The organism is Paenibacillus jamilae (assembly GCF_050482105.1).
GTDB classification, from domain to species: Bacteria; Bacillota; Bacilli; order Paenibacillales; family Paenibacillaceae; genus Paenibacillus; species Paenibacillus jamilae_B.
On sequence record NZ_JBCNHI010000018.1, the window covers coordinates 581,848 to 595,596 of the forward strand.

Sequence of the window (13,749 nt, forward strand, 5' to 3'; positions counted from 1 at the left end):
AGGCCGTCTTGAAAAGCAGAAACTTTCTGCTCGTCAAGACGGCCTTTTTACGTTCTTAGATTTTATTGCTGAAGCTTGGCACAGTGTCATTTCCGTTCAGAGGTGTGAAGGAGCCGGGGGACTGTGACAAATTTGTAGCCCTTGGCTTTTAAAGAGTGGATGAGACCCGGCAAGGCTTGGACAGTACCTTGCAGGTTGGAACTTTGCCCTCCACCCGCATGCATTAAAATTATGGAACCAGGACCGGTAGCCGGGATCACGTTGCGCTGAATTTGTGTTCTGCTTAATCCCTTCCAGTCTAGAGAGTCCACATTCCAATTGACAATCATGTACCCATGACGACGTGCCCACTGGATTTGCGGCTCCGTGATTTCACCATAGGGTGGTCGTATCAACCTGGGTCGAAAACCTGCGCTAGCTTCTAAAATGCGTTCTGTTTTTGTAATCTGATGGCGAAAGCGCTCTGGTGTAGCCTTCCTGAAATCTGGATGAGTATAGGAATGGTTACCTATAGCATGCCCCTCACGGATGATGCGGCGTATGATCCCTGGATGCTTTTCCGCACGATGACCGACGATAAAAAAGGTAGCTTTGATACCGTTCGCGTGTAATACGTCCAAAACCTGGGGCGTATATCTTGAATCGGGTACATCATCAAAGGTTAAAGCGATTTGGCGGGTGTGCGGGCCGCACATTTTAAAAATGTCCGCATGCTTTTTTCGCAGCATCGCTAATGTAGGAGTAGCTTGTTCTTTACTTTGATATACAGACGTAGCGACAGCAGTTTCCTTGGGATGGGGCGTTCCGATATTAGGAGGCGTGTCCGCGTGAACTGGAAAACTTGGAAATGCTAGTAGCAGTGCTAAACATGGCAACATTCCCCTGTACCGCATTTGTATTCCCCCTTTCCGTGCAGTGGTACCTAATGGTGCTCTCAGCTATTATGTACCTGTCCTGTTAAAATTATGCCGGTGACTACTGAGTGAAGCCCTGTACAACTGAAGAGAAGCGCATCATGAAGTGAATATCCGTGAAGATGACGAAGTAAATGCACACATTCTCTTAAACACGAACGAAAACAGGAGTATTTTCGCAAGTTTTAGCCTTACACAGGATTCGGTATACTGTGACAGCTGGTGTATAATGGGGATGCTATTCATAATGTTACAGACTTGGAATTGAGGGAAGGATGGATAAAAGTGACCGACTTGTTTACTCCTTATCAATTAAAGGGGCTATCTTTGAAAAATCGGATTGTCATGCCCCCGATGTGTCAATATAGCGTAGAAGCCAAGGACGGCAAACCGACGAATTGGCATTATGTCCATTATGTGAGTCGCGCGGTAGGAGGGACTGGGCTCATCATTATGGAAATGACAGCGGTTCATCCCGATGGACGCATTACGGATCGCGATTTGGGCCTTTGGAGTGACGAACATATTCCTGCATATCGTAAAATTGTAGAGGAAGTCCACAAATATGGTGCGAAAATTGCCATTCAATTAGGCCATGCTGGACGCAAGGCTGAAGATGCTGATCCACCTGTTGGCCCGTCCTCAATTCCCTTTAGTGAACGCTTTAAAGAGCCGCACGCTTTAACGAGAGCAGAAGTCAAGGAATTGGTTCAGTCCTACAAAGAGGGGGCGCGCCGGGCGGTAGAAGCTGGCTTTGACACGATAGAGATTCACGGCGCTCACGGCTACCTAATTCATCAATTTCATTCCCCTTTAACAAATACCCGAGAAGATGAGTATGGGCAGGATCTATCCCTGTTTGGTGTTGAGGTTATACGTGCAGTTAAAGAGGTACTTCCTGCTGATATGCCTCTGCTTATGCGGATATCTGCCAAAGAGTATGTCCAAGACGGATATGATATTGAATACATAGCAGCTATAGGGGAACGATATCGTGATGCGGGTGTGGACATTTTCCATATTTCTTCTGGTGGCGAGGGTCCGATTGGCTCCAGTGGAGGTCCATCTGCACGTGCCGGCTATCAGGTGGATTTGGCTCGTACGATCCGTGAAAAACTGAATGTACCTGTCATTGCTGTCGGCTTGTTGGATGATTATGAGGATGCCCGCCGAGTTGTTCAGCAGAATGAAGCTGATCTGGTAGCCGTAGGGCGTGCCATGCTGCGTGATCCCTATTGGGCGCTGCATGCATCACGGGCGCTAAAAGTACAGGCAGATATCCCAGTGCCTTATTTACGCGGTTTTTAGATATTTTTGAAACCTCTTTGCAAAGCTTGCGTAAACATGTGTACAGAGCTTAAAATTTAAGCATTCAACTCTAGGAGGAAACTTCACATGTCTATTTTCAAACGATTAAGAGATCTTACAATGTCCAACATTAACGCCATTATCGACAAGGCAGAAGACCCAGTTAAAATGACGGATCAATACATTCGTGATATGCAAGAGGATCTGGAAGACGCAGAGAAGGCGGTAGCCGCTCAAATTGCTATTGAAAAGAGATTTAAACAGCAATACGAAGAACAGGCAGCTTTGGTGAAAAAACGCGAAGAACAGGCTCATACGGCAGCAAAAGCACAAAATGTGGATCTTGCTCGTCGTGCGCTGGAAGAAAGGAAATCTGCCGAACAAAAAATGAACGAGTTTCAAGCTGGTTATGAGCAAAACAAAGCTGCAGCTGACAACCTGCGTGGTAAGCTGGATGAAATGCGTAGACAGCTGACTGAAATGAAAAATAAGCGCGAGACACTGGTTGCCCGTTATAACGCAGCTAAAGCACAAACTGAAATTAACAAAGCGATGAACGGTTTTAGCTCAGATACGGCAACTGCCGGATTGAAGCGTATGGAGGAAAAAATGCTGCAAGCAGAAGCTCGCGCTGAAGCAAGCAACGAAATGGCTTCCAAGGAAAAATCGCTGGATGAAGAATTTAAAGAGCTGGATAAGAAAAGCGCTGTGGACGACGAGCTTGCTGCTTTGCTTAAACAATACGAAAACAAATAAGAACTTTGATGCATTACCGCTGGTGTGATGGCTCAGGAAGCGAAGGAGAAAGGTTTTCTCCTTCGCTTTTCCCTGCCTGGAGGCCGCAAATCAATTTATGTAGTCAAGAAGATGTGGAGGATGGTAGAAAATGCATTTTTTGGAAACGATGAAAGCGATGCTGGTATGGACGGGCGCGGGTGCTATTTTGCTGTTCGTATTAATGTATGTTGATTCTTTATTTACAAAGTATAAGGATTTTGCCGAAGTAAAAGCTGGAAATATGGCTGTCACGATACGGATGATTATGAAGCTGATTGCACAAGGATATATTTTATCAGGTTCAATTGCTACTGCTAATAATTTGCTCGAAGCGCTTGTGTATTCTGTAATTGCCTTTATCATCTTGCTTGTTCTGGAAGTGATTGTGCGTCTGCTGTTACGGTATTGGGCACAGTTTGATCTGGATAAAGGTACCCAGGAAGGCAAAATCGGTTTTGGTCTATTTTCTGGAACCCTGCATCTGGTGGGGGCCTTGATCATTACAGCATGCTTCTAGGCAAAGAAAGGACGAATATGACGATGAGTGTATGGAAACGAATTTCGAATCTATTTGCCAAGCCGGAGCCGCCGAAAGCGGAAAAAAGCATGCTTCACTTAAATCCAGGTGATATATGTGAAGTGTCGCTTGTCACCTATGAGGTGGTAGGGCGTGTACATAATCGTGCCCGGAATGCCGTTGTTTTGACGCTTCAGGATGGGAATCAAGTAAGTTATCTTCATATTGAGGAACGGGAAACACTGCAATTCGGACTATATCAGGCCATTGACGGCAGACTGGACAACCCGGAGGAAGTACCGACCATTTTAGAACTGGACGATACGATGTATCATTTGGAAGAACAGTATTTTGGGCATGTTACCGTTATGGGCCGTGCTCCTTTCCGACAGGGTGGAGAGCAGTATGTTTGGCAGTACCAGTCTGATGATTACCATCTATTGCGGGTAGAATGGCAGGACGGTCGCTTTATGCTTTATGAAGGAGAAGAAGTGATTACCGGAGACGTCAAGGTTATTCGAGCAAGCTAGGAGAGGGTTACACATGAGCAAACGCACCTGGCAATATGCATTAAAGGTCATTGTGGCGCTGAGCTTGTTCGTATCCGTGCTGAGCGGCTGCGGCGCGCCAAATGTAAAAGATACGTATCCGCTGGAATCCGTTAGTGGTAGTGGAAACTCGACCTCATACGTGTATCGGGCGGCAGGCAAAACAGTTCCCGAAGTAGCGGAGGAATTGAAGGAACAGCGTACACCGGAACAAATGTCACCTCAGAGCAATGAGCGGATGTTTCTGGTGTATAGCGATGAGTGGTACCATTTGCAGCAAGATCCAGCCAAGAAGGAAGATACACTCATTGAAATTGACAGTAAAAAGTATGTCGAGCAAAATTACAGTTCCAGCTTTCTAAAAGGATACTTAACCGCCACTGTGCTGAATGCTCTGTTCGATTCGTTGCGGGGGTCTGGCTCCTATCGAGGTTATTCAAGCAGAGATGTATACCGACCTTCACAGGGGCAATATCGTGCTCCAACAGCACAAGAGAAAAAAGCGATCCCACCGATAACAGTGGAACGAAAGGGTTCAGTTACCCGTAGAGGAAAAAACTCGGATTCCAGCGTTGGATCAAGCGGCAGTCTATTTGATAGAGGCACCAGCAGTTCACCAAGCAGAGGTTCGATTTCACGTGACCGAGGCAGCAGCGGCGGCTCCAGCATATTTGATTCGCCGCGTAAATCTTATAGTAAGCCTAAAACACGCAGCGGTTCAGGTAAAATTAGCCGGCGAAGTCGACGCTGATAGTAATTTTGTCGTGCTGTAGGGAATGCTAAAATGCTGGTTATGTACTTCGCCGTTTCTTTTTCGTCCATTTCTATTTTCTTCTAAAATTTATTTGCGGAACTGTGGAACTGTAGCACAGTTCCCTTTTTTGTTGTTTGATGAACCTTATGTGAATTGAACAGCTGCTCCCTCACTTCGATTTATTACCATCTACTTTGACCTGTTCTTGATCAAGGCTTATGTCCTCAATGCCATTTTCCTCAATGATGTTGCTTTTTTTGATACAGAAATGACGAGCTATCTTTTCTATAGCACCCATCCGTGGCTCAGAAAGCCCGCTCTCCCAAGCTGAAATTGCTTTATTGGTAACCCCAGCAATCTCAGCCAGCTCTTGTTGAGACAAATGATATTTTATACGTAATTTTTTAAAGTTGTCACTTAAAGCCACTTTAATCCCTCCACCCCAAATTAAGTAGATTATAACCTTGATATCGAAAAAAAACCAACATAATACATTAGCAAAAACAATTTTCTCTTCAGGATGATTTTTTTATCACGAGTGAATGTTGATTTGAAGAAGAAAATCGTGTGATAAAAATTTTTATTCTATATTCATACAAAGATTACCAATTTACTAGATTATTTCATTGCCACATCTATTAGTAAAATATACAATTACATCAGGAGAAATAGGAGGATGATGTAACTGTGTTATCTGCTTTTTTGTATATTTTACTTGGTTTTTTCGATGCTCTAGCGGCAGTTACCTTGGTTTTGAAGCTTTATATGCTCCCCGTATGGGAAAAGCGAAGAAAAATACTTTTCTATGCAATTGGCATAGCTTTATTTTCCTTTCTCATGAGAGAAGTAATAGGCATGCCTAAATTCGATTTTCCACTTCAGTATTTGTTAATGGTTCTCTTTCTAAGATTTGGTTTAGGGATCAAAACATATCTTGCGGCTTTTTCTGCTGGTTCCGGTCTAACAGCTTACATCAACCTACAGCTATTTGTATATATATTTGCAAATTTTTTCGGAGTAGCACAACCTGGCGTTATTAATAATACTTCTGGCTCTTCTATTTACGTTATACAGCTAGTCTCTATTTTTACTGCGTACTTCATTTCTTTTGTTATGGGGAAATACAACTTTGGTTTCTCATTCATCATTCAGCCCCCGCATGATTTTTTAAAAGGTGAAAATTACCTATCCTCTCTTAATAAATTGTTTATTATAGGCTCCCTAATCTCATGTACTACTATTTTTGTTACTTTGTATATGCTCTATAACTCCAATACGATAGGCTTACTTTCCATTTCGTTGCTAACTTTCGGAATATCGTATTTCTTTTCAGAGAAAGGGGATTACGAGGATGCTAGAAGCGCTATCGAGGCACATCGCATCAGAAATAAAGAAAGCGGATCCTGATGGACCCACAAGTGTAGAAGTGATGGAGTATGCGATTGGTATAAAAATCACTGAAATTTCAGCAGTGTTCATGATTGCAGTTATGGGTTGGATAACAGGCCATTTTTTTGGGGCATTATTAGCCCTGGTTACGATCATGCTTGTGAGGAGATTTTCAGGGGGAGCACACTTCAGCAGCCTTACACTTTGTGTCTGTGTTACAACGGCAATATGTGTAGCTATACCTTTCGTTTCTTTAAATTTAGATACGGTTTTAATTGTTAACGCTTGCTCAGCATTAGTATTTGTAGTTTATGCTCCTAATCATTTTATTTTTATTCGTAAGACCAAATACCACAAATATTATAAAACGATATGTATTTTGGTTTGCACATTAAATTTTTTTATACAATCACACATCATATGTTTAGCTTTAGCTGTACAAGCATTTAGTATTCTTCCTTTATGGAAAGGAGGTGAGCGAAAATGGATAAGAAATTGGCGAGAGCTTTAAATATAAGCCTTGGGAAATACGCTAACGAGTCTACCAAAAATGAAAAAACAATATTTGGTGCTAAACCGGTACCGGCAGAGCTGAAGAAAAAAGAAAACAACTGATTATATGGAAGAGGGAAAGCGAATCCTTGCTACTAAGTTGCTTGATGACAATTCACTTGGAGATTGCTCTTTTTTTTGTGAAAATCACCTTGTTGCAATTGAATTGTGGAAGCCTAAAAGCAATTATCACATCCCGCTTTTTCATACTTCACATGGAAGATTTACTGTTCCCACCACCCTCCATGAATGTTCTGACGGCTTACCCACTTTTTCCAATTTGGACGGATCTAATCTGGTTAACATAACACAAGTGGATAAGATCATTACGGGAGATTATGGAGGGGGTCAGGTTGTTTTTAAAAATCATGATAATAAGGAAAGTATAAATTCAGCTAATCTATCTCGGTGGAAACAAATATATGCGAATGCAATGCACGCCGATAAGGAAATTCGTTATATTTTCGGATCGGAAATTAAGGGAGTGGGCAAGGCAGCAGTAAGCGGTTTTTTTAAGGTAATGAATATGCTTAGTGTGGACATGTGGGAACCTAAAAAAAATTATTATGTGCCGCGTTTCAACTCTGGAGATCGCTCTTATACGATCGGGCTAACTGCGCAGGCTTGCAGGGAAGCTTTTTCATATCTGTATCCAGCTTATAAAGATACCCTGATAAATCTCGACCTGATTTGTGAGATTGAGTCTACCGCATTTGGAGGTCTGGTACGATTTGAGGGATCTGACTTTACTTGCGCTATGTCCCATAATAAGCTTAAAGCACTTAAAAGATTGTGGAAATGACCTGTGAATTCATGGGTCATTTTTGCTATCATATTTAAATGAATAAGTCAATAATCAGTTAGACTAGGATAAGCCGGACGAATTCGATTTATTTCGACATATTTCCCGTTTTTAATCATTTTCTGTATGATAAAATTTGATTATGAAAAAAATAACAATCTTTTAAATCAAAGTATAAACATTCTACATAAAAGAATAGGAGGGTGGAATTAGGGGATACAATGTAAATGCCGGCATGTACAAAATGCCCGAAGGAAATGCCTGTTTGTCAGGCAAGTTCCCACTCATATAAGTCCTCTGCTTTACACTCCAATATCCTAGAAATGAGGACTGCCGCCTCGAATGACATTTTGTCACGTCCTGCGATCCAGTTGGATATTTGTTGCCGCGAATATCCAGTTCGTCGGGCGAGCCAAGATTGAGTGCGTCCATGAGATCTGAGCTCCTCTTTCAAAAGGCATTTCCCCCGAGTAAGTTTTTGCACCTTACTTGCTCCTAACAGGGGAAAGTGTTTCGTTCAGAGTATACAGGTAAATTACTTTTTTATCAATTATATTGTGGAGTTGATTGGATGGTTGCAGATAAAAATGAAAATATAACTTGTACCAGCTTTTATACAATAAAGATGGCACGCCTTGCTTCTGGATATAGTGAGTTAATAGCTTGTAATATGCTTGGTATGTCTATGAATGAATTAAAACATATAGAGGAAGATTCATCCGACTTAACAATAGCTCGAGCACAGCAAATGTCCTTGTTGTATAATGTTCCAATAGATTCAATCTATTTCGGCAAAATTAATATAAATTGAAATCTGCCAAAAACAGTCGGGATATGATATTCAGGCTGTTTTTGTGGGTAGAGGTATGCCACAATCCACTAAACTCTGTTCGGATTTGCCAGAAAACGCTTTTAGCGTTATAACAGAAAGAGGGTATTTTTAGAAGAACGGAGTGAGAACATGAATCAAACCCCACTAAACACGGAAAAATTTCAACGTAAAGCAATTAAAGTGGAAGAAGCACAAAGCAGGATAGTTAGCTATGTTCAACAGGGCGAAAGGGAGGATGTAGGGCTCGAGCAAGCACATGGTCGCTATCTGGCAATGGATATGAACGCGCCACATCCGTATCCCCGTTTTCGTCGCTCTGGTATGGACGGTTATGCGATCCTAGCTTCGGACACTGAAGTCTGTTCAACCGGTCAGGAAATCTGGCTCCATGTGATTGATGAAATTCCTTGTGGCACCGTGTCGGACAAGCGGGTGGAGACGGGAATGGCAGCTCGCATCATGACAGGAGCACAGTTACCTGAAGGAGCAGACACAGTAGTTATGCTGGAAGCGACGCAATTGCGTGAGGAGAATGGGCAGATATACGTTGGTTTGAAGAAGCGTATGGAAGTTGGAAAAAATGTGACCCAAATTGGTCATGAGATTAAGGCAGGTCAGCTATTGCTCAGTAAGGGAACTTGCTTGGGAGCGGGCCACATGTCAGTATTGGCTACTTTTGGTGTACATCGGGTGCCTGTTTACAGGAAGCCAAGGGTGGCTGTTTTTTCTACAGGGTCAGAATTGCTCGCAGTGGATGAGCCATTACAACCGGGGAAAATTCGAAACAGTAATACATATATGCTGGCTTCTCAAATTAGAGAGGCAGGAGGAGAACCGTTCATTCTGCAAGCCATTCATGATGATTTGAATCTTGCCCGCGCTTCTGTAAGAGAAGCGATAGCTGCCTACGATATCGTGGTTACGAGTGGTGGAGTGTCGGTGGGTGACTTTGATATTATGGGTGACCTCGTAAGACAGGAAGATGTGAATATGCTGTTCAACAAGGTTACAATGCGTCCAGGTAGTGTAACCACAGCTGCAGTGATTGACGGCAAGCTGTTATTTGCGCTCTCAGGTAATCCCGGAGCATGCTTTGTAGGCTGTGAACTGTTTGTACGACCGACTGTTCAAATGATGTTGTCTTCGGAACATCCTTATTTGCAAACCTGGACGGCAAAACTAGGCGCAGATTATACAAAGGTAAACAACTATACCCGCTTTGTACGCAGTTCTTTGGAGATACGGGGTGGGCAAGTATATGCGATTCCTGCGCGAGTAGATGAATCCAGTGTCATGGTTACGATTAAGGACAGCGATTGTCTGATCGTGGTTCCTCCCACAACAGAAAGCTTGCGCGAAGGTGAAGAGGTACAAGTACTGGTGCTTCAAGGCGGACAAGCGACGTGAATACGAAACATCCATTTGTATGTCAGATCGTTGGATTCAAAAATACAGGAAAAACAACCTTTCTTGGAGGTTTGATTCGTTATGTTCAGCAGTCAGGACTGCGTGTAGCGGTGATCAAGCATGATGGACATGAGTTTGAGATGGATCATGAGGGAACTGATACTTACAAGCACCGACAGGCAGGCGCTGAAGGCGTAGCGATTGTTTCAGCAGGAAGAACAGCCATTTTGGAGGAACACAGTCGGCCAGTGATCGGACTCATTCGGCATTTTCAGGCATATGACTGTGTGTTGCTGGAAGGTTTCAAGCAGGAAAATTATCCGAAGCTGGTCATGGTGCGAGAACAATCGGATGCTCAGCTTGTTCAAGAACTGACCAATGTACAGGGAGTAGCAGTTTGGAAATATCATATAGATTGGGCTCGGAGTCACTACGTAGATGAAAAAACGATACAGATATTTCCTGCCGATGCCAGCGGCCCGGCAGGCCGCTGGTTACTCGAACAAATTCAGAAGCACAAAGCAGGATTCCAGACAGAACAGAGCTGAGATGACCATTAATCGGCTGAATCAGTCAGATTCTCGATCCGCCGTTCGATCGCCTGAGACATCGTTTTGTCTGTCAGATGGGCATAGACTTCTGTTGTTTCTGTCGAAGCGTGCCCCAGTTGTTCCTTGGTTTTGTAAATATCATTTTGTAAATAATAATCAGTTGCAAAGGAATGACGGAGCTTGTGAACGGTCAAATAGGGCTTGCCGAACCGTTTGGCGTATTTGATGATCATAGCTTGGATTGCTCTTTTGGTCATCCGTTTGCCCTCCGTACTACCGTTGGGACGCGCGACAAAGAGAGCTTTTTCTTTTTTTGGAGCGCGATAACGGGTATGTCTTAAGGATAAATAAAGTGTGAGATCATCTTTGGACTGCTCGCGAAAATATACTGGTGTTTTAAAAGTTTCATCGTTATTTCCTTTTCGGTACACATATAGTAATTTATTGTTTATGTCCAGATCATCCATGTTCAAGTTGACGATTTCGGATACACGCAGTCCCGAGTTCAAAATGAGGCTTGCGATACAAGCGTCCCGCTCCTTGTTTAATTCATAGGAATATAGAGCTTGCTTGTTATCAGCCAAATCTTGTCCATAGCCTTCATAAATATAGCCGATAAATTCAAGCAGTTCTTCCTCTTCCAGTATTTTTCCCTTAAGCTTGGCGGCCGTATCCTTGGGTTTATGTACACGCTTAATTTCGACTTTGGCCATAATATTGCGCTTAAGCAGCGGGTAAAAGTTTTCATCCTCAGCGATTTGGCTCAAATAATGAAAGAGTGAACGCAGGGACGATAGCTTACGTGAAATGGTAATGCGAGAATTGGAGCCTTCGCGTTTGGTAGATAGGAACAAGCGAAAGCCTGTAATGCTATCCATATGAAGTGTCTCTAATTCCTCCAGCGTAACTTGGGCATTCGTTTCTCCAGCAGACAAGCCTTCCGAGCGAAGCCATGAAAAAAAAGCTTCGTAATCCCGTACATATTCCAGCAAAGTTGAGGGGGATAGGTCGGGGAGCTTGTAGTCCATAAATTGCTGTACGTACCATGGTAGATCCGGCATCTTCTCATCCAGTTTGCGCCGGTCGATGATCTTTTGTATGTTCATAGGTTCCACCTCGTCCGGTCATAATATATGTATTTTAGCATATTTTGAGCAGCACTGGATGGGAAGTCATCGAAGTAAAGAACGAGTTGAATCGCCAAGAGAGGTGAATTTATGGGGTATAATATTAAATCAGAATTGAAGCTGTCCCTAAAGAGTGTGCCGGAGTCGCAAAAGGACATTATTGTGCAGCTCATGCAATTTTATTTATATGATTTTACAGCCTATCTGCGAATTGATGTCACGGAGAAAGGGACATTTCCGGCTTATCCAGACTTATATCAATACTGGACGAGCGGTGAACAGAAGCTGCCTTTTCTAATCTGGAGACAGAGTGTTCCCGTGGGCTTTGCACTCGTCGATCGAATGTCTAGCAGTCGAGAAGCTGACTACTACATGGCTGAGTTCTTTGTACTTCGTCCTTATCGGCACAATGGTGTGGGCACTTGGGCGGCGCATGAGCTGTTTGGACGTTTTAACGGACGCTGGAAGGTGACTCAGATGGGCACGAATAGACCAGCACAATCCTTTTGGCGTAAGGTAATTGGAAGCTATACGAACGGTGAGTATAGGGAACAAACACATCCAGTACGAGGGAATATAAGTCAGTTTTTCAATACATGAAAAATTCATAATAGAAAAATCAGCAGAAAGAGCCGAGGAGAATATCCTGTCGGCTTTTTTTGTCATTTATATTTGTACAATTCATATATAACTTAAGGGAATCATTTATGGTAAGATAAGGATAGAAGTATATAAATTCAATAGGAAAAGAGGGTATTATGCTAGAGAAATGGTTTGGGGAACTAAAAGATGGTGAACAAGAACTGATTGCATGGAGAAGACATCTGCATCAGCATCCAGAGCTTTCTTTTGAAGAAACGAATACATCTGCATTTATCGCCGATCAATTACGCTCTTTTGGTATCGAAGTAAGAACGAATGTTGGTGGAAATGGTGTGCTCGGTTTTTTAGAAGGCGGCCAGCCAGGTAGAACGATTGCATTTCGTGCTGATTTTGACGCACTTCCTATTCAGGATGAAAAGGATGCGCCTTATAAATCAACCGTTCCCGGTGTTATGCATGCTTGTGGACATGATGGACATACCGCTGCGCTGCTAGGCGTGGCACGAGTGTTAAGCCATCATCGTCAGACACTGAAGGGAAAGCTTGTGTTTATTTTTCAACATGCCGAAGAAAAGCCGCCTGGCGGAGCCCAATTCATGATCGAGGATGGTTGTCTGGATGGGGTGGAAGCAGTATATGGTATTCACCTTTCCTCGGAAATCCCACTGGGTAAAATCGGTTTAAAGAGTGGTCCGGCAATGGCGGCAGTCGATGCTTTTACAATTCAGATCAATGGTAAGGGTGGACATGGCGCCAGACCGCATCAGACAGTGGATTCCATCGTGATTGGCAGTCAGATTGTGAACGGATTGCAGCAGGTGGTAAGTCGCAGAGTGGACCCTATTGAATCAGCGGTGCTAACGATTGGGGTATTTCAAGCGGGTACTGCCTTTAATGTAATTGCAGATAAGGCCAAAATTGAAGGGACCGTACGTACGTTTAATAAGGAAATACGCAAGGAAGTCGAGAACGAAATTCGGAGTATCGTAAAAGGTCTGACGGATGCTTATCATGCCGGATACGAAATGAATTATTTGAATGGCTATCCTGCTCTGGTGAATGCCGAGGCTGAAACGGAACGGGTGCGTGAGCTAGTTAGCAAGCTGTATGGAGCAGATGCTTTTATGGATTTAAAACCGGTCATGGGAGCAGAGGATTTTGCCTATTATCTAGAGCAACGACCTGGAGCTTTTATTCATGTGGGTGCCCGTAATGAGGATGAACGAACGCATTTTGCTCATCACCATCCTCACTTTGATTTTGATGAGCGCGCGTTGCTCATTTCAGGACATATTTTTTTAGCGTTGGTGCTTGAATATTTGCAATAACTTTATTATTTAATGATTAGCCATAGGATGAATGAAAGCCCGAACCGCGCATAGCGCGGTTTTTTGCTGTAAATCAAAGTATTTTGACATCTAACCAGAATGATAATTAAAGGAAATAATTCACTATATGAAAAATTCATAAAAGTAAATTATAAAAGGTATCAACTGCAAGGGGAAGTTGACTCTTATATTACAAGTTGTCAAGCAGGAGATCAGATTGCAATATCTTGATTTTTCACACAAGGAAATGAGAAAAAGATGACGAATCTATTGAGCAGACAACGATGTAAGCGCTAACAAAAAATATTATGTCTGTATTGGATTACATCTACTGGAGGTG

The 13,749-nt window shown here is 43.0% G+C and carries 18 protein-coding genes; 14 read left to right on the plus strand and 4 right to left on the minus strand.

What is annotated here, in order from left to right:
- Positions 1–86 precede the first annotated feature (86 nt).
- Positions 87–893 (minus strand): polysaccharide deacetylase family protein, encoded by an 807-nt coding sequence (locus ABEW32_RS17900; protein ID WP_430190015.1) that lies wholly within the window; start codon positions 891–893, stop codon positions 87–89.
- Positions 894–1,199: 306 nt separating this feature from the next.
- Here ABEW32_RS17900 and ABEW32_RS17905 point away from each other — a divergent pair, with 306 nt between their 5' ends.
- From ABEW32_RS17905 to ABEW32_RS17925, 5 genes are all read left to right on the plus strand, one after another.
- Positions 1,200–2,222, plus strand: coding sequence for an NADH:flavin oxidoreductase/NADH oxidase (locus ABEW32_RS17905; RefSeq protein WP_430190018.1), 1,023 nt, complete (start codon positions 1,200–1,202; stop codon positions 2,220–2,222).
- A gap of 87 nt (positions 2,223–2,309) precedes the next feature.
- A complete protein-coding gene (locus ABEW32_RS17910; protein ID WP_430190021.1) occupies positions 2,310–2,978 on the plus strand; it encodes a PspA/IM30 family protein in 669 nt (222 codons plus the stop codon).
- 130 nt (positions 2,979–3,108) lie between these two features.
- Positions 3,109–3,516: a DUF350 domain-containing protein gene (locus tag ABEW32_RS17915; RefSeq protein WP_430190025.1), complete on the plus strand. Its 408-nt coding sequence runs from the start codon at positions 3,109–3,111 to the stop codon at positions 3,514–3,516.
- A 23-nt stretch (positions 3,517–3,539) separates the two neighbouring features.
- Positions 3,540–4,046 (plus strand): DUF4178 domain-containing protein, encoded by a 507-nt coding sequence (locus ABEW32_RS17920; RefSeq protein ID WP_430190027.1) that lies wholly within the window; start codon positions 3,540–3,542, stop codon positions 4,044–4,046.
- Positions 4,047–4,059: 13 nt separating this feature from the next.
- On the plus strand, positions 4,060–4,815 hold the full coding sequence (locus ABEW32_RS17925; RefSeq protein WP_430190029.1) for a DUF4247 domain-containing protein: 756 nt from the start codon (positions 4,060–4,062) through the stop codon (positions 4,813–4,815).
- Positions 4,816–4,987: 172 nt separating this feature from the next.
- On the opposite strand, the gene ABEW32_RS17930 is transcribed toward ABEW32_RS17925, so the two are convergent.
- The gene (locus ABEW32_RS17930; RefSeq protein WP_430190032.1) at positions 4,988–5,245 is read right to left on the minus strand and encodes a helix-turn-helix transcriptional regulator; all 258 of its coding nucleotides are present in this window, start codon (positions 5,243–5,245) and stop codon (positions 4,988–4,990) included.
- Positions 5,246–5,505: 260 nt separating this feature from the next.
- On the opposite strand from ABEW32_RS17930, the gene ABEW32_RS17935 reads away from it, so the two are divergent.
- From ABEW32_RS17935 to ABEW32_RS17950, 4 genes are read left to right on the plus strand one after another with little or no spacing between them, the layout of a single operon-like run.
- Positions 5,506–6,225: a hypothetical protein gene (locus ABEW32_RS17935; RefSeq protein WP_430190035.1), complete on the plus strand. Its 720-nt coding sequence runs from the start codon at positions 5,506–5,508 to the stop codon at positions 6,223–6,225.
- The gene (locus ABEW32_RS17940; RefSeq protein WP_430190038.1) at positions 6,170–6,718 is read left to right on the plus strand and encodes an accessory gene regulator ArgB-like protein; all 549 of its coding nucleotides are present in this window, start codon (positions 6,170–6,172) and stop codon (positions 6,716–6,718) included. Before ABEW32_RS17935 ends, ABEW32_RS17940 begins: the two co-directional genes overlap by 56 nt.
- On the plus strand, positions 6,691–6,822 hold the full coding sequence (locus ABEW32_RS17945) for a hypothetical protein (protein ID WP_430190041.1): 132 nt from the start codon (positions 6,691–6,693) through the stop codon (positions 6,820–6,822). Before ABEW32_RS17940 ends, ABEW32_RS17945 begins: the two co-directional genes overlap by 28 nt.
- Before the next feature lie 4 nt (positions 6,823–6,826).
- The gene (locus ABEW32_RS17950) at positions 6,827–7,561 is read left to right on the plus strand and encodes a hypothetical protein (protein ID WP_430190044.1); all 735 of its coding nucleotides are present in this window, start codon (positions 6,827–6,829) and stop codon (positions 7,559–7,561) included.
- Positions 7,562–7,829: 268 nt separating this feature from the next.
- Here ABEW32_RS17950 and ABEW32_RS17955 read toward each other — a convergent pair whose 3' ends face one another.
- Positions 7,830–8,045, minus strand: a complete 216-nt coding sequence (locus tag ABEW32_RS17955) for a helix-turn-helix transcriptional regulator (RefSeq protein WP_430190046.1) — start codon at positions 8,043–8,045, stop codon at positions 7,830–7,832.
- Positions 8,046–8,132: 87 nt separating this feature from the next.
- Between ABEW32_RS17955 and ABEW32_RS17960 the strand changes: the two genes are divergently transcribed.
- From ABEW32_RS17960 to mobB, 3 genes are all read left to right on the plus strand, one after another.
- Complete coding sequence (locus ABEW32_RS17960; RefSeq protein ID WP_430190049.1) at positions 8,133–8,372, plus strand: helix-turn-helix domain-containing protein; 240 nt, start codon at positions 8,133–8,135, stop codon at positions 8,370–8,372.
- A gap of 150 nt (positions 8,373–8,522) precedes the next feature.
- On the plus strand, positions 8,523–9,800 hold the full coding sequence (locus ABEW32_RS17965) for a molybdopterin molybdotransferase MoeA (protein ID WP_430190052.1): 1,278 nt from the start codon (positions 8,523–8,525) through the stop codon (positions 9,798–9,800).
- A complete protein-coding gene (gene mobB / locus ABEW32_RS17970) occupies positions 9,797–10,348 on the plus strand; it encodes a molybdopterin-guanine dinucleotide biosynthesis protein B (protein WP_430190055.1) in 552 nt (183 codons plus the stop codon). Before ABEW32_RS17965 ends, mobB begins: the two co-directional genes overlap by 4 nt.
- A gap of 8 nt (positions 10,349–10,356) precedes the next feature.
- Here mobB and xerS read toward each other — a convergent pair whose 3' ends face one another.
- Entirely contained in the window at positions 10,357–11,457 is a 1,101-nt protein-coding gene (xerS, locus tag ABEW32_RS17975; RefSeq protein ID WP_430190058.1) for a tyrosine recombinase XerS, read from the minus strand.
- 111 nt (positions 11,458–11,568) lie between these two features.
- Between xerS and ABEW32_RS17980 the strand changes: the two genes are divergently transcribed.
- Both ABEW32_RS17980 and ABEW32_RS17985 read left to right on the plus strand, forming a co-directional pair.
- Positions 11,569–12,078 (plus strand): GNAT family N-acetyltransferase, encoded by a 510-nt coding sequence (locus ABEW32_RS17980; protein WP_430190061.1) that lies wholly within the window; start codon positions 11,569–11,571, stop codon positions 12,076–12,078.
- A 158-nt stretch (positions 12,079–12,236) separates the two neighbouring features.
- On the plus strand, positions 12,237–13,409 hold the full coding sequence (locus ABEW32_RS17985) for a M20 metallopeptidase family protein (RefSeq protein WP_430190064.1): 1,173 nt from the start codon (positions 12,237–12,239) through the stop codon (positions 13,407–13,409).
- Positions 13,410–13,749 lie beyond the last annotated feature (340 nt).